A 16,266-nucleotide genomic window follows, 5' to 3' on the forward strand; every position below is an offset into this window, starting at 1 on the left:
ATGCCCGACAACCTCAACGGTGTCATGCGGAGCGCGACGGAGAACCTGAACCCGAACATCGGCAAGCTCACCGCCGGCGGCATCGAACGCGGCGTGCGCAAGCGCCGCAACCGGCGCGTCGCGCAGATCGCCGGCGCCGCGGCCAGCGTGACCGCGGTGTTCGGCGTGGTGGCGGCGGTCGGCGCCCCCGGCCACGGGAGCCCGGCGACAATCGCGGCCGGCTCCAGCGGCACGCCCACGGCGCCGCGGTCCACGACGCCCGCCGACGTCACCGGCCCCGCCGCGACGCCGACGCCGACCACGACGAGCTCGACGAACACCCCGGCCGTCCCGCCGGTGAGCGGCGACCAGATGGCCGGCTGGCTGGAGCAGGCGCTGGCGCCGTATCACTTCACCGGTGAGAAGGTGCTGTACTCGGAGGGGTCGGACGGCCCGGCCGGTCCGTACGCCACGCTGCGCATCGGCTACGACGGCCAGGCCGGCAGCGTCTCGCTGAACGTCGTCCGCTCCAGCTACCAGGACCAGGGCGGCGGCTCGCTGCCGCCGTACTTCACGGAGCGGACCCTGCCCGACGGCAGCCACCTGCAGGTGTTCGACGGCCCGGAGTGGCCGGCCGGCAACGGCGACCCGGCCGCGAAGCGGATCGACGTCGAGTGGTACCGCACCGACGGCGTCGCCGTCGAGATCCAGGTGCTCAACGCGGTACAGGAGAAGGGCACCACGACCGCCAGCAAGCTCGGGCTGACCACGGACCAGGCGACGGCGATCGTGCAGTCGGCGGTGTGGGACAAGGCGATCGAGGCGGTGTGGGCCAAGCCGCTGCCGACCGCTCCGAAGGTTCCGAGCGGCGACAAGTCGAAGCTGCTGCAGCAGAAGAACGGCGGCGCCGACAGCCCGGCGACCAGCCCGGCGTCGAGCCCCGTTTCCAGCCCTGCCGGCTAGCCCTGTCGGCTAGCCCAGCTGCGCTGTCAGCTCACTGAGATCCGTTGTAGGGGTCTGACATACGAAGCCCCGGCAGACGTACGCGGTCGGTTCGCCGGCGATGGTGGGGCGGTCGTGGAGGAGTTCGGGGAGGGTGGCGGGGTCCCGTTGGGTCCCCGCCGCTTCTGCTGCATCTGCCGCTTCTGCTTCAGCCGTTTCCTTCGGCGGGGTCACGGCGATGACGAGGCCGGGGGCGGTGCTGCGGAGAGCGGCTTGGTGGAGGGCCCGGAAGGCGTCCTCATCTCCTCCCTTTGCCGCTTTTCCACTCCACTCGCCGACGATCGCCACCTCGCGTGGCCCGTCCGCCAGCGCCTCGGCCGCCGCCAGTCCCCAGCCCGCGAACCTCGGCGCCTTCTCGGCCAGCGCGCCGGTGAAGCGCAGCGCCTGCTCCGCGGCCTCGCGGTGGCGTCCCGAGCCGGTGAGCGCGGCGTAGGTGAGCAGCGCTCCGGCCGCCGCCGAGGTGCCGCCGGGGGTCGCGTTGTCGGTCGGGTCGGCCGGGCGGAAGATCAGGGTCTCGGCGTCATCGGCGGTGTCGTAGAAGAGGCCTGATTCGTCGCGGAAGTTGTCGAGGACGACGTCCAGCAGCCGGCCCGCGAAGGCGAACCACCGCGGCTCGCCGGTGACGGCGTACAGGGCCAGGAGCCCCTCCGCGACATCGGCGTAGTCCTCCAGAACGCCCGGATTCTGCGCGCCGGCGACGCCATCGCGCGAGGTGCGCGTCAGACGCTTCGCCTTGTCGTCCCAGTGCACGCGTTCGAGCATCTCAGCAGTCTGACGCGCAGCCGTCACGAGCTCGGGACGCCCGGTCAGCGCCCCGGCCTCGGCGAGCGCCGCCACCGCCAGGCCGTTCCACGCCGCCACGGCCTTGTCGTCGCGGCCCGGGGCGGTGCGCTCGTCGCGGCGGGCTTCGAACAGGCGGCTGCGCACGCCGGCGAAGCGCACGGCGTCATCAGGGTCCTGCAACAGCTGGAGGACAGACAGCCCGTGCTCAAAGGTGCCCCCGGGCGTGACGTCAAAGACCGTCGCGGCCCAGGCGGCGTCCTCCTCACCGAGGACGGCTTCGAGCTGGTCGGCGTCCCAGGCGTAGAACTTGCCCTCGACGCCGTCGGTATCGGCGTCCAGCGACGAGGCGAACCCGCCGGCGCCGTCGAGCCACAGCTCGCACAGCATCCAGTCGGCGGTCTCGTTGACGACGCGCAGCGCGAGCGCCTCACCGGTAGCGCGCCACAGGTGCAGGTAGGCGCGGAGAAGCAGGGCATTGTCGTAGAGCATCTTCTCGAAGTGCGGCACCACCCACGCATCGTCGACGGAGTAGCGCGCGAACCCGCCGCCGAGCTGGTCGTACATCCCACCCCGCGCCATCGCCTCGCACGTCTGCCGGACCATCACGAGCGCATCGGCATCGCCGGTCCGCGCATGGTGGCGGAGCAACTGCTCCAACGTCATGGACGGCGGAAACTTCGGCGCACCACCGAACCCACCGCGCTCACCATCGAACTCCCGCCGCAACGCCCCCACAGCAGCCCCGAGCGCAGCGGCATCCGGCACCCCCTCCGCCCCGGCCACAACCCGCGCATGATGCGCCAGCTCCGCGACCAGGCCGTCACCCGCCCGCAGCACATCGTCCCGAATGTCACCCCACGCACGATCAACAGCGACCAGCAACTGCTGAAACGCCGGCAAACCGTGCCGAGCCACCGGCGGATAGTAGGTCCCAGCCTGAAAGGGCTTGCCATCAGGCGTGGCGAAGACCGTCATCGGCCACCCCCCACCGCCAGTCATGGCCTGCGTAGCCGCCATATAGACGGCATCAACGTCGGGGCGCTCCTCGCGATCAACCTTCACGCACACGTACTTCTCGTTCATGAGAGCGGCAGTCGCCTCATCCTCGAAGCTCTCATGCGCCATGACATGACACCAATGGCACGCGGCGTACCCAATGGAGATGAGCAGCGGCACATCACGGCGCCGCGCCTCGGCGAAGGCCTCCTCGCCCCACTGGTACCAGTCGACGGGGTTGTCGGCGTGCTGGAGGAGGTAGGGCGAGGTGGCACTACCGAGCCGGTTCATGCGGCCAGTCTTTCACGATGGTCGGCCATCGTCCGATCGATCCACGCGAGTCGCGGCCCCGATCGAATCACGCCACTCCCTCAGCCCGGCTGCCCGTAAGACCCCGCCTCAAGCGTCGCGCGCAGGCTAGCCAGGATCTCCGCGAGGCGGGTCAGATCGTCGTCGGAGAGAGTCGCTGTCAGTGCCGCGAGTTCGTCCTCGACGATGGGGCGGGCTGCGGCCAGTGTCTTCTTGCCTTCGGGGGTGAGGCGGAGGACTGATGAGCGGCGGTCCTGGGGGTGGGGTTCGCGGGTGCACCAGCCGGCGGCGGCTAGGCGGTCTACTGCTTTGCTGACGGCGCCTACGGTGATTGCCACTTCGTTCACGATGTCGAGGACGCGGCAGGCGGGGATGCGGTTGATGATCTCCAGGAACTCGATGTGGCCGAGGCCTGTGCCCTGCTCGGTGCGGAGGCGGGCGGTGGCTGCGTTGTAGAGGCGGGTCTCGACGCGGACGAGGTCGGTGAAGGTGGGTGTGACGCGGCTCACAGTGGCTCCGATGGATTCCTTGGAATCATCTTCCTTGGAAGGTGGTTGGCTGGGTGCAGATGGATTCCTGGGAATCCATCTTGGCAGACCGAGTGCGGCGGCCGCAGGGGCCGCCGCTCACCAGCCACGGAGGCGACCATGTCCCGACAGCAGCGTGAAGCCATCGACGCCCTGCTGCGCTCCGCCCCGCGCCCCGAGACGCCGCCGAGCGTCGAGGAACAGCGCAGCGGTTTCGCGGCGGCCATCGCCCGGCACGCGCCGGACGATGTCGCGGTCCGACGGACCGTGCTCGGCGGGCGGCCGGCGCTGGAGCTGACGCCGAAGGGCGCCGCCAGCTACGGCCACCTGCTCTACCTGCACGGCGGCGGCTACGTCATCGGTTCGCCGGACACGCACGCCGGCCTGGTCGGCGAGCTGGCGCGCCGGGCCGGGCTCCGCGCCACGTCCCTCGACTACCGTCTGGCGCCGGAGAACCCCTTTCCCGCGGCCGTCGAGGACGGGCTCGCCGCCTATCGCGAGCTGCTGGCGACTGGCACTGACGCGCGGGGGCTCGTCGTGGCCGGAGACTCCGCCGGGGGCGGCCTGACCATCGCCACGCTCCTCGCGGCCCGCGACGCCGGGCTGCCGCTGCCCGCCGCCGCGGCCGTCTTCTCGCCGTGGGTCGATCTCACGGCGAGCGGGGACAGCATGCGCGGCAAGCACGGCGCCGACCCGATCTTCGTCGAGGCCGACATCCGCGCCTACGCAGACCTCTACATCGGCACCGGAGACCGTACGCAGCCCCTGGCCAGCCCGCTGTTCGCGGACCTGACCGGCCTGCCGCCGCTGCTCATCCAGGTCGGGACGAACGAGCTCCTGCTCGACGACGCGGTCCGCCTGGCCGGACGCGCGGGTGCCGCCGACGTGGAGGTGACGCTGGAAATCGGCAGCGATCTCCCGCATGTCTACCAGCACCACTACGGCCGGCTCGACGAAGCGGACGCCGCGCTCGACAGCACCGCCCGGTTCTTCAGCACGCGGATCAGCGCCGCGCACGCCATGACAGATGCCGGCGCCGACCGTCTCGAACCGGCGGCTCGGTGACGTCACGACACGCACCACTGAGCAGAGGCAGAGGAAGAGGCAGCAGACTAGCTTTCTAGACACCCGTCCATCTATTCTGGACACCCGTCTAGAAAGGTGGACCCGTGCAGACGACAGCGAACATCCTCACCGGCCTGGTCGCAGCCCTCCACGCCTACATCCTGATCCTGGAGATGTTCCTGTGGCAGAAGAAGCCGGGCCGCGACCTCTCCGGCTTCGACCCCGACATGGCCCGCGCCACCGCTCCGCTGGCCGCGAATCAGGGCCTGTACAACGGATTCCTGGCCGCCGGCCTGGTCTGGGGCCTCATCGCCGACTCCCCCACGGCCTTCTCGGCGAAGGTGTTCTTCCTGAGCTGCGTCGTCATCGCGGGCCTCTACGGAGCGGCCACGGCGAACCGCCGCATCCTGGTGGCCCAGGCTCTGCCGGGAGCCCTGGCGTTGGCGGCAGTACTGTTGGCTCGGTGAGCGGTGTCCAAGATCCCCGCGCCGCACGGACCCGGGAGCGACTGCGTGCGGCGCTCTTCGAAGCCTGCGCCGAGCAGCCGCTGAGCGACGTCAGCGTCGCCGACGTCGTCCACCGCGCGCACGTCGGCCGAGCCACGTTCTACCTGCACTACCAGGGGCTGGAGGAACTCGCCGTCGACGCGTGCGCGGACATCGTCCGAGAAGCGGTCGACGCGCTGCACGCCTGGCGCGGGATCCCGGATCCCGAGTCCCCGCCGCCGGCGCTCGACGAGTTCTTCACCGGGCTGGATCGGCACCGCACCGTCTACACCGCGCTCCTCACCCCGGGAGGCGGCGGCCCGCTCGGCATGGTCCTGCACCGGGATCTCAGGGAACGAAGTCGCACGGAACGCGAGCTGGCCGGAGCGCCGGAGGCGGAACTGGTCGCCGCCGCGGTGGCCGGCACGTTCACGGGAGTGCTGGCCGACTGGATGCACGGGCTCGTGCCTGGCACCGCGACCGAGGTGGCGGCGCGGGTCTGGCGTCTGCTCATCTCGCTGCACCGCACGCGACTCAGTTGAAGCCGGGCAAAGGCTCAGCTGTAGCTACTTGAGGAACGGGGACGGTGGCACGAACGCCAGCCCCGGCCCCAGCTTCACCGCCACTGCCACTGCCACTGCCACGGCCGACACCGACACCGACACAACCGGGAAGCGAAGCCGGCGCGGCATCAGGCCACACCTCACCCCGCATGGCCGACAACGCAGAACCCACTATTTCGGTCAACCCCCGCCGATCAGCGCCAGCCGCGACAGCATCCGCGACCGCCCGCTGCGCCACCGCCAGCGCCTTCGCGACTTCCGTCAAAGGATCGGCATGCGTCTTGCACCGACCACCGCCGGTCGGCACCTGGCACCGCCGACCGGACCGCGTCGGCACCCCGCACTGGACCGCCGGATCGTGGACATGGCACAAGCCAGAAGGCCGCGCGTCGACCGGGCACGGCTTGCCCGTCTTGGTCGTGGCTGAGCACTTGGTCATGACATCAGGGTATTCAGCCGCGCCGACAATCCCCGTCGAAAGATCAAGCGCCGCCCGCACAACCCTCGTGCGCGGACGGCGCCTGTCGATCTTCGGCTAGCCGGAAACGATGCTCGCGCCACACCGGAACCTTCCCGACGTGGCGGGAGCATCACAGCAGTCTGTCAAAGGTGCCGCCGGACAGCGACTACTGGCGTCATTCCCCTTAGCCTCCCGGCACCAGGACCGCCCGTCCGCCGACGCGTCCGGCGGCCACCGCCGCCATCGCCTCGGCCGCCGCCTCCAAGGGAAACGTCTCGGTGCTCAGCCTCACGCGTCCGGCGGCGGCCAGGGCCATCAGCTCGCCGAGTTCCGCGTGCGTGCCGATCTGGTTGCCGAGGATGGTCAGCTCCCGGTTGATCATGTCCAGGTGTTCGATGTGCGCGCCGCCGCCGTAGCCGACGATCGAGTAGACGGCGCCCTTGGCGAGCATGCGCAGTGCCTGCTGCGGGACGTCGCCCTCGCCGACCAGGTCGAGAACCGCCTGGGCGCCGTGGCCTGCGGTCAGGTCCAGGATCGCGTCGGCGGCTGCTTCGGCGGGGAGGGTGATGACTTCGTCGGCTCCCAGATCGCGGGCAGTCTGAGCGCGCGCCTCGTCCGGTTCCACGACGACCACGCGGGCCGGCGTCAGGATCTTCAGCAGTTGCACCGCGATCTGTCCCACGCCGCCGGAGCCGAGACAGACCACTGTCGTACCGACGCCCGCGAACGGTGTCAGCCGCTGCACCGCGTGCATCGCCGTCAGGCCCGCGTCGGCGAAGGGCGCCAGGCGGGCCGGCGACGCCTCGGCCGCCAGCTTCACCAACGCGCGTGCCGAGGTGCGCATCAGCTCCGCATAGCCGCCGGGCCAGCCGTCGACGCCGGGGAAGCGCCACGTCGCGCAGTGCATGTCGGCGCCGCGTCGGCAGGCGTCGCAGAACCCGCAGGTGACCGCCGGGTGCACGATCACCGGGTCACCGACGGTCAGATGCGACACCCCGTCGCCGACGGCCTCGACCCAGCCTGCGTTCTCATGCCCCAGCGTCAGCGGCAGCCGCTGCGAGAAGGCCGCTTCCAGGCCGCCCTCGACGATGTGCAGATCGGTCCGGCAGATCCCCGCGCCCGCGATGCGGACCACCACGTCCCGCGGTCCCTCGACCGCCGGCTCCGGCACGTCCACGACCTCGACCGGCCGCCCGAATCCGACCACTTGTACCGCGCGCATCCCCTCATCCTTCCCGCACCAGGTGCACCATCGTGCTGACCGGGTCCCCGCCGCCGAGCGCCATCGGAAGTCCCCGGCTCAGCAACACCGCGCCGTGGTGCACGATCCCGCTCCCGACGTCGCGGTACCGCCCGGCGGCATCGACGCCGCGCAGCACCACCGGCCGCTCCATCTGCGCGAACCGCCGTTCGCGCCGGTAGACGAACACCACCGCCTCCGAGCGGTCCGCGGCGACGTACTCGACCCCGCTCAGATCTCCGGAAGCGTTGCCGTGCGCGTATCGCGCGCCGTGCTGCACGACGGGACGGATCCGCTTGTAAGCGGCCACCATCTCGTGCGCCGTGCCCAGTTCCTCCTCGCTCCACTCCGCGAGGTCGCCGCCGATCCCCAGCACGCCGGACATCGCGACGTGGAACCGGAACTCCAGCGGGATCCGCCGGCCGGTGTGCGGGTTCGGCGAATCCGTCACCCACGCCGACATCACCCGCGCCGGGTACACCTGCGCGAAGCCCTCCTGGATCGCCAACCGGTCCAGCGCGTCGGTGTTGTCCGACGTCCAGACCTGGTCGACGCGCGCCAGCATCCCGGCGTCGAGCCGCCCTCCGCCGCCGCTGCACGACTCGATCCGGAGTGCGGGGTGATCGGCGCGAAGCTTGTCCAGCAAGGCGTACAGGTTCTCCACGTACCTCCGCCAAACGAGGTCGCCGCCGCGGTCGCCGGCCTCGGGCCATCCGACTTCCGTGAAGGGACGATTCATGTCCCACTTGAGGAAGCCGATGTCGTTCTCGGCGATCAGCCGGTCCAGCCACTCGTGGACCCAGGCGGCGACATCGGGCCGCGCCAGGTTCAGCACCAGCTGGTTGCGGTGCTCGCTGCGCTGCCGAAAGGGTTGGTGCAACACCCAGTCGGGATGCTCGCGATACAGATCAGAGTTCGGATTCACCATCTCCGGCTCGACCCACAAGCCGAAGTCCATCCCCAGCTCACGGACGCCCTTGACCAGCGGCGCGAGCCCGTCGGGGAAGCGTTCCGGATTGGGCCACCAGTCCCCCAGGCCGGTCCGGTCCGAGGTCCGGGAGCCGAACCAGCCGTCGTCCATGACGAACAACTCGACGCCGATCTCCGCCGCCTGCCGGGCCAGCGCCAGCTGTCCCTCCAGGGAGACGTCGAATCCTGTCGCCTCCCACGAGTTGTAGACGACCGGCCGCAGCTCCTCCGGATGCGGCAGCACGTGGTCCAGCACGTACGCGTGCCAGGCCTGCGAGGCCGCGTCGAACCCGCCGTCCGACCAGAGGCCCGCACTGACCGGCGTGGTCAGCGCCTCGCCGGGCGCCAGCGACCACATCGCGCCGTCGGGCCCGAAGCCCGCCGCCACGACGGTCCGGTCGGCGGACGTGCGCTCGACCGTGATCTGCCAGCTCCCGCTCCAGGCCAGCGCACATCCGAAGACCTGGCCGTGCGTCGCGCCGGCGGTGCCGTCGTCGACCATGACCCACGGGTTCGCGTGGTGGCCGGTGATGCCGCGACGGCTGGTCAGCAGCGTTTCGCCGAACGGAGGCGACGACCTGTGCAGCCGGGTCTCCGCAGCCCACCGGCCGCGCACCTGGCTCAGCCGGTAGTCGGCCAGCGGCGGCAGCGTCCACGACGCGGAGTCGGCTCGCAGGATGCTGATGTGCTCCTCGCCCGCCGATCCCGTGTGCCGCAGGACCAGCCGCCGCTCGATCACCGGGCTACCCCTGCGAACCCGGTGTCGGCTTTCCACAGCCAGTGGATAGTGACGGTCGGCGAAGCTCAGGACGAGCTCCGCCGCGTCCTCGGTATCAGTGTCGTCGGTATCAGAGTTCTCAATGAGCGCCGAGACGAACTCCAGCTCCAGTTCCCGCGTCCCGTCCGCGAAGCGCACTGCCAGCTGCGCGTGCCCGAACTGGAAGGCCGCGCCGACCGCCAGCTCCAGCGGTCCCTCGACGTCCTCCTCGAAGGGCCAGGCGCCGCCGTGCCCGACGGCCCCGAACCCGGGCGCCGCCGCGCCGGCGGGCACCGGCACCGAGGCCCCGACCAGCGCCGCGGCCTGTTCCAGCCCCAGCTCGCGTCCCCAGTGCGCCGACAGCAGCCGGTCGCGGTCGTCCAACCGCAGCACCGCGCACGACCGGCCGGCGGTCACGACCCAGGCCCGAGCCCCGGGAATCGACCGAATGAGCGTCATGATTCCCTTTCAGCCCTTGACCGCGCCGCCGGTCAGGCCCTTGACGAAGTGCTTCTGCAACAGGAAGTAGAAGACGACCACCGGCAAGGCCGCCAGGAACATCAGGCCGAACAGCTGGCCGTAGTTCGACTGGTGCTCGCCGAGGGCCCGGTAGACGCCGACGGTGACCGTGGTCCCGCCGACCGGCCCGAGGATGATCAGCGGATCCAGGAAGTCGTTCCAGATCCACACCCCGAGGAAGATCAGCACGCTCGCCGTCGCCGGCCGCAGCAGCGGGAAGACGACCGTCCAGAACGTGCGCCAGCGTCCGGCGCCGTCCAGCGCGGCGGCCTCCTCCAGCTCGATCGGGATCGAGCGGATGAAGCCGGCGAACACGAACACCCCGAAGGGGATGTAGTACCCGACGTTGAACGCGACCATCCCGGTCAGCGTCGCCATCAGGTGCGTCAGCCGCAGGATCCGCACCACCGGGACCAGGATCACCTGCGGCGGGACCATCAGGCCGGCCAGCAGCACCAGCAGTGTCACGCGGGCGAACCGGCTCCGGGTGCGGGCCAGGTAGTGGCCGAGCATCGCGGACAGAACGGCCAGCACGACGATCGAGACCGTCGTGATCTCGGCGCTGTTGATCAGGCCGTCCCAGTAGAGGTTGTCCGGCCGGTCCAGCGCCGCCTTCAGGTTGCCCAGGGTCGGCGGCCACGGCACCGACGCCGGGGAGCCGGTGATGTGGCCGCCGGGCTTGAACACGTTCACCACGACCAGGTACAGCGGCACCGCGAACACCGCCGTGACGACCAGCGCGACCAACGGACGCACCCACGGCGCCCGCGACTCGTCGCGGCGGGCGGACTGTTCCCGCACAGTACGCTCTGTCTTCTCGACCACCGCCGTCACAGTTCCACCTCCCGCCGTTGCAGCAGCCGGAGCACCACGCTCGACACCACCGCGACGATGAGCAGCATCAGCACCGCCATCGCCGAGGCCAGCCCGGTCTTGTTCTCGGTGAACCCGGTCTGGATCACGCCGTACGCGACCGTCGCCGTGGTCCCCGTCCCGGGGCCGCCGTGCGTGATCACCTGGACGTAGTCGTAGGTCTTGAAGCCGGTGATCAGCAGCATCACGGTGTTGATGGTCAGGGCCGGTGCCAGCATCGGCCAGGTGACCCGCCGGAACCTGGTCCAGCGCCCGGCCCCGTCGATCGCCGCCGCCTCCAACAGCTCGTCCGGCACGCCTTGCAGCCCCGCGAGGTACACGACAGTGCAGAAGCCGAGCAGCTGCCAGCTCGCGATCGACCCCACCGAGTAGAGCGCGATCGACGGATCGGACAGCCAGCCCGGCGGATGCCGCACCCCCATCGACCCCAGCACGGTGTCCAGCAAGCCGCCGTCGGTGAGCATGGCCTGCCACACCACCGACACCACCACGGAGCTGAGCACGACCGGCACGAAGAACACCGTCCGCAGCGCGCGGTAGAGCCGGCCGTTCCGGTTCAGCAGCACCGCGATCGCCAGGCCCGCGACGTTCGGCACGATCACGATGATCAGCGTCAGGATCGTCGTGACCCGCAACTGCATCCGGAAGTCCGGATCGCCGAGCAGCTTCACGTAGTTGTGCAGACCGGTGAACTTCGTATTGGGCAGGAACGCGTCGGCGTTGGTGAAGCTGTAGCCGACGCTCAGGACCAGCGGCGCGAACACGAAGCACGCGTAGAACAGGAGCCCCGGCGCGCCGAACCCGAGGAAGTACCCCAGGTTCGCGCGCCGGTTCCGTGCGGACTTCCGTGCAGACCGCGGTGAACCTTGCGGTGTGCCCGGTAATGAGCCTTGCAGTGCCGTCATGGGGTGACCTTGTACGAGGTGCCCGCCGTGGTGGCGAACGTGGCCCGACCAGCGGAAACGGTGACGGGGACGGAGGATCCGTTCGCGGTGACGGTCGCCGAGCCGGTGTTCCACGGGAGCACCAGCGTCACACTCCCGCCGGTCTGGCTGGTCACGCCGACCGAGGCCACCTTGCCGCCGCTGATCGCGCTGCTCACCAGGAACGCGCCCTTGGCCAGCAGCGTGAACGACGCGTCGCGCGCGGTCGGCCAGCACGGGAAGACCCGGATCGCGCCGGCCTCGCTCTGCATCAGCATCGAGTTCAGCGTCTCGATCGACCCGGACGTCTCGATCCCGCCGCCGCCCTGGAAGTCGGTGTCGTTGCTCGACCGCCACAGGTGCGCGATCGAGGCTTTGAACTTCTGCACCAGGTCCTCGGCCGGCCAGCCGGCCCGCGCGGCGATGGGGAACTCCTTGGGGAACCCGTTGTTGGAGTTGCCGCCGGAGGTCACGCCCCAGGAGTTCATCTGTGTCAGGGAGTTGATCGCGTACTGCAACAGGTTGGCGTCACCTCCGATCGAGCACTGCTCGCCCGGGAAGATGACGCCTTCCATGTTGATCGGCTGGTTCCCCGGCTCGAACTTGTTCGGCAGGCTCGGGTTGTTGATGACCTCGGCGGTGTAGAAGACCGTGACGCCGTTGTAGGTCCCGGTCGGGTAGGCACTGAGCTTGGCCAGGAAGCTCTGCCACGTGGTCTGCATGTTCGCGTCCACGCCGAGGATCGCCGAGGTCTCCAGCAGCGTGTTGATGACCTTGCGCGCGAAGCCGAGGTCCAGGTTCGGGTTGGTGTCGTCGCCGCCTTCGTGGGCCGACGAGTGCTGGAACACATAACGCTTGCCGTCGAAGACCGCGAAGTCGCGCCAGAACGCGTCCAGCTCCTTCAACAGCGGATACAGCTGCGTCTGGAGGTAGGTGGTGTCGCGGGTGTACTCCCAGTGCCAGATCAGCGGCAACGCCGCGAAGGTGGCGTTGGACTTCTGGTCGGCGGGCAGCTTCGTGTAGTCCTTCTTGGACGCGACCGGGACCGTCGAGGGAGCGGTCTCGTACAAGTGGAACGGTGCCAGGCTTCGCTGGAACGCCGTGCCCTGATATCCCGCGCCGTGCGTCGTGTTCCGCTGCCAGGGAACTTCGTTGTAGATCAGGCGGCGGTAGGGCTCCGAGAGGTCCGCGTGGTTCGAGGAGAAGGCTCCGTAGTACAGCGCCTCCTCGTTGTAGTTCAGGAAGTAGCGACCGCCCCAGCTCGGGGTGTCGTTGGTGAGCCACTGGCCCCACAGCGACGGCGGGTTGGGAGCGCCGGTGCGGGTCGCGCTGCCGAGCACGTACAGCGCGTTGAAGTAGTACGTCTCCAGCTGGGAGTCGCCGACGACGATGTTGGACCGCGTCCAGAAGTCCTGCCAGAACGCGGCGTGCGTGCTCGCGGCGCCGGTGATCCACGCCGCATCGATCGCGCCGGAGGCGGTGACCGCTTGATCGCGGAGCTGCGTCGGGGTCGGGGCGGTGGACGAGTCGGAGACGTCCTGCGCGTGCGAGCGGACGGCCGTCACGAGCGTGGCCGTCGCGCCGCCGGCCAGCGTGAAGGTGCCGGTCGCAGAGGTCTGCGAGGACGTCTTCGAGGTGCTGGTCTTGGTGAACTTGCCGCCCACAAGCTGCGTCGCGGAGGCCGCGGTGGCCTGCATGCTGACGTTGCCGTTGCCGGAGGTGTTGTTCTGCCGGGTCAGCCAAAGCTGGGTACTGTTCAGCGCACCCGAACCGGACGGATAGGCCGAGTCGACCGGAAGCGTGACGGTCGCCGTCAGGCTGACCGAGGAGCTGCCCGCCTTGGACGACAGCTGGGTGATCAGGACACTGTCGTTGTCTGCGGTCCAGGACTTCATGGTGACCGTGGCGTTCGACAGCGCGAGCACGGTCGTGACCGTCGCCCCGGCCAGATCCGTGGTCATCGCGTAGCCGCTGGACGCCGCGCTCGCCCCGGACGCCGCCACCGTCAGCTTCCCGATCGGCAGGATCGAGGCCTGCCACGAGACCGGGCTGGTCGTCTTGCGGTTGCTGCCCCAGAAGTCGCTCTTGCCGAGGGAGAAGGTCTGCTGCGTGGCTGAGGAGTCGCCGACCACGACGCCGAGGTCTCCGTTGCCGAGCAACATGCCCGGCGTGTACTTGTTCGTGACGACGCCCGAGATCGGCTTGGTGACCTGCGGGTTCACGGCGGCGAGCTGAGTCTGGACGGCGGGCCAGCTGATGCCGGTGGCGGCCGGTGTAGCTGCGGCAGGTCCGGCCGCACCGGTCGCCCCGACCGCGATGGCTGCGCCGGTCGCGTCGGCCGTTTCCGCAGCGGAGCCCAGCAGGACCGCGCCGACCCCGGCTGCCGCACCCCCGAGCACCGCGCGCCGACCGACGAGCGGGTACTTGTCACTGCGCATCTTCGTCCCACCTTCCCTTCGGAGTGATGTTGTAGGTGCGGCCGGCGACGGTGCGGAACGTGACCCGGCCGCCCGATCCGGACTTCCACGGCAGCTGGACCGTGACGTCGCCACCGGCCTGGCTGCGCAGCCGGATGTGGTCGACCACTCCCCGGCGCTGCTCGGAACTGACCAGGAATCCGCCCTTGGCCAGCAGCGTGAACGACGCGTCACGGGCCGCCGGCCAGCACGGGAAGACTCGGATCACGCCGTCCTCGCTCTGCATCAGCATCGAGTTCAGCGCCTCGGTGGTGCCGGTGGTCTCGACCCCGCCGCCGCCCTGGAAGACCGTGTTGTTGCTGGGTCGCCACAGGTAGGCGACGGACGCCTTGAGCTTCTGCAGCAGGTCTTCGGTCGGCCAGCCGACGCGCGCGGCGATGACGAACTCCTTGCAGAAGCCGTTGTTGGAGTTGCCGCCGGGGGTCACGCCCCAGGAGTTCATCTGTGTCAGGGAATTGACGGCGTACTGCAGCAGCATCGGGTCGCCGCCGACCGAGCACTGCTCGCCGGGGAAGATGACGCCTTCCATGTTGATCGGCTGGTTGCCGGGCTCGAAGGTGTTCGGTACCCCCGGGTTGTTGATGACCTCGCCGGTGAAGAAGACCGTGACGCCGTTGTACGTGCCGGTCGGGTAGGCGCTCAGTTTCGCGAGGAAGTCCCGCCAGACCGGACGCAGCTCGGCATCGACGCCGAGGACGGCGGACGTCTCCAGCAGGGTGTTGACGACCTTGCGCGCGAACCCGAGGTCCAGGTTCGGGTTGGTGTCGTCACCGCCCTCGTGGGCGGAGGTGTGCTGGAAGACCCAGCGCGTGCCGTCCCACACCGCGAAGTCGCGCCAGAACGCGTCGAGTTCCTTCAGCAGCGGGTAGAGCTCGTCGCGGAGGTAGTCCCGGTCGCGGGTGTACTCCCAATGCCAGATCAGCGGGAGGGCACCGAACGTGCCGTTGGACTTCTGGTCGGCGGGGAGCTTCTTGTAGTCCTTGGCCGCCGCGACCGGGACCGGCGCCGGAGGCGTCTGGTAGAGGTGGAACGGCGGCAGGCTGCGCTGGAACGCCGTGCCCTGATACCCCGCGTTGTGCGTGGTGTTGCGCTGCCAGGCGACCTCGTTGAGGATCATCCGCCGGTAGGGCTCGGACAGCTCGGCGTGGTTCGAGGAGAAGGCGCCGTAGTACAGGGCTTCCTCGTTGTAGTTCAGGAAGTAGCGGCCGCCCCAGTTCGGGGTGTCGTTGGTGGTCCAGGCGGCCCACAGCGACGGCGGGTTGTGGACGCCGACGCGGGTCGCGCTGCCCAGGACGTACTGCGCGTTGAAGTAGAAGGCTTCCAGCTGCGAGTCGCCGAGCACGACGCTGGACCGGGTCCAGAAATCGGTCCAGAAGGCACGATGTGTGGCGCGTGCTTCGCGCAGCCAGCGGTCGCGGATCGACATCACCGCCGCTATCGCCTGGTCGCGCAGGTTGTCGGGGGTTGGCGCCGGGGTCGGATCGGAGAGGTCCTGGCCGTTCGAGCGGAATGCCGTCAGGAGGACGGCTTTGCCACCGCCGGGAAGGACGAAGGTGCCGTTCGCGGTGGTGGTCGTCGAGCTCGTGGCAGTGAGGGCGCCAGCCATGACGACCGTGGCCGAGGCGACAGACGCCTTGTAGCTGACGTCGCCATAACCGACGGCGTTGTTCTGCCGCGTCAGCCATAGGGCGCTTCCGGTCGCTCCGGCCGCCGACGGATAGGCCGGATCGTCTGGCAGCACCACGCCGGCGCTCAGAGTGAGGTCGGGGTCGCCGTGAGCCGAAGAGATCTCGGTGACCAGGACGTTGTCGTGGTCGGCGGTCCAGGAGGTGAGGGTCAGCGTGCCGTTCACGAGCGGCAGCACGGTCGTGACCTGTGCGCTCCCGATGTCGGTGACCATCGAGTAGCCGGTGGCCGCCGCGGTGGCACCCGGCACCGAGACCGTGAGCGCACCGACCGGCAGGATCGAGTTCTGCCAGACGAGCGGGTTCGTGGTCTTGCGGTTGTTGCCCCAGAAGTCGCTCTTGCCGAAGTGGAAGCTCTGTTGCGTGGCCGAGGAATCCCCGACCACCACGCCGATGTCGCCGTTGCCCAGCAACATGCCCGGCGAGTACTTGTTCGTGACGACCTTCTGGATCGGTGCGCTCACCTGCGGGTTCACCGCGGCCAGTTGGCGCTTCACGTCCGACCAGCGCACCCCGGTCCCGGGTCGGCAATCAGTGTCGGCGAAAGCAGGAGGGGCGAAGGTGACGCCGGCGATGGTGGACGCACCGGCCCCGGCGGTAGCGGCGAGCACGGCGCGTCGGCTGATGGAGGTCATGGCTGTTCTCCCTTCAAAG

General features: G+C 69.7%; 12 protein-coding genes. 4 read left to right on the forward strand and 8 right to left on the reverse strand.

The window, feature by feature from the left end:
- A complete protein-coding gene (locus tag ABH935_RS25075) occupies window positions 1–942 on the forward strand; it encodes a hypothetical protein (RefSeq protein WP_370380368.1) in 942 nt (313 codons plus the stop codon).
- Window positions 943–951: 9 nt separating this feature from the next.
- Here ABH935_RS25075 and ABH935_RS25080 read toward each other — a convergent pair whose 3' ends face one another.
- On the reverse strand, window positions 952–3,051 hold the full coding sequence (locus ABH935_RS25080; RefSeq protein WP_370380369.1) for a thioredoxin domain-containing protein: 2,100 nt from the start codon (window positions 3,049–3,051) through the stop codon (window positions 952–954).
- 80 nt (window positions 3,052–3,131) lie between these two features.
- On the reverse strand, window positions 3,132–3,578 hold the full coding sequence (locus tag ABH935_RS25085; protein WP_370380370.1) for a MarR family winged helix-turn-helix transcriptional regulator: 447 nt from the start codon (window positions 3,576–3,578) through the stop codon (window positions 3,132–3,134).
- 138 nt (window positions 3,579–3,716) lie between these two features.
- Between ABH935_RS25085 and ABH935_RS25090 the strand changes: the two genes are divergently transcribed.
- The 3 genes from ABH935_RS25090 (at window position 3,717) to ABH935_RS25100 (ending at window position 5,688) form a co-directional block, all read left to right on the forward strand.
- Complete coding sequence (locus ABH935_RS25090) at window positions 3,717–4,661, forward strand: alpha/beta hydrolase (RefSeq protein WP_370380371.1); 945 nt, start codon at window positions 3,717–3,719, stop codon at window positions 4,659–4,661.
- A gap of 104 nt (window positions 4,662–4,765) precedes the next feature.
- Window positions 4,766–5,128 (forward strand): DUF1304 domain-containing protein, encoded by a 363-nt coding sequence (locus ABH935_RS25095; RefSeq protein WP_370380372.1) that lies wholly within the window; start codon window positions 4,766–4,768, stop codon window positions 5,126–5,128.
- Window positions 5,125–5,688, forward strand: coding sequence for a TetR/AcrR family transcriptional regulator (locus ABH935_RS25100; protein ID WP_370380373.1), 564 nt, complete (start codon window positions 5,125–5,127; stop codon window positions 5,686–5,688). The genes ABH935_RS25095 and ABH935_RS25100 overlap by 4 nt, the downstream gene beginning before the upstream one ends.
- Before the next feature lie 665 nt (window positions 5,689–6,353).
- On the opposite strand, the gene ABH935_RS25105 is transcribed toward ABH935_RS25100, so the two are convergent.
- The 6 genes from ABH935_RS25105 to ABH935_RS25130 form a co-directional block, all read right to left on the reverse strand.
- Window positions 6,354–7,391 (reverse strand): NAD(P)-dependent alcohol dehydrogenase, encoded by a 1,038-nt coding sequence (locus ABH935_RS25105; protein WP_370380374.1) that lies wholly within the window; start codon window positions 7,389–7,391, stop codon window positions 6,354–6,356.
- Window positions 7,392–7,395: 4 nt separating this feature from the next.
- A complete protein-coding gene (locus ABH935_RS25110) occupies window positions 7,396–9,594 on the reverse strand; it encodes an alpha-galactosidase (protein WP_370380375.1) in 2,199 nt (732 codons plus the stop codon).
- A 9-nt stretch (window positions 9,595–9,603) separates the two neighbouring features.
- On the reverse strand, window positions 9,604–10,401 hold the full coding sequence (locus tag ABH935_RS25115; RefSeq protein WP_370380525.1) for a carbohydrate ABC transporter permease: 798 nt from the start codon (window positions 10,399–10,401) through the stop codon (window positions 9,604–9,606).
- 83 nt (window positions 10,402–10,484) lie between these two features.
- A complete protein-coding gene (locus tag ABH935_RS25120) occupies window positions 10,485–11,432 on the reverse strand; it encodes a carbohydrate ABC transporter permease (protein ID WP_370380376.1) in 948 nt (315 codons plus the stop codon).
- Window positions 11,429–13,888 carry a glycoside hydrolase family 95-like protein gene (locus tag ABH935_RS25125; protein ID WP_370380377.1) on the reverse strand — a complete coding sequence of 820 codons (2,460 nt, stop codon included), beginning with the start codon at window positions 13,886–13,888 and terminating at the stop codon, window positions 11,429–11,431. The genes ABH935_RS25120 and ABH935_RS25125 overlap by 4 nt, the downstream gene beginning before the upstream one ends.
- Window positions 13,878–16,247, reverse strand: coding sequence for a hypothetical protein (locus ABH935_RS25130; RefSeq protein ID WP_370380378.1), 2,370 nt, complete (start codon window positions 16,245–16,247; stop codon window positions 13,878–13,880). Before ABH935_RS25130 ends, ABH935_RS25125 begins: the two co-directional genes overlap by 11 nt.
- Window positions 16,248–16,266: the final 19 nt, after the last annotated feature.

The sequence above is a fragment of the Catenulispora sp. GAS73 genome (assembly GCF_041262085.1).
GTDB lineage: Bacteria > Actinomycetota > Actinomycetes > Streptomycetales > Catenulisporaceae > Catenulispora.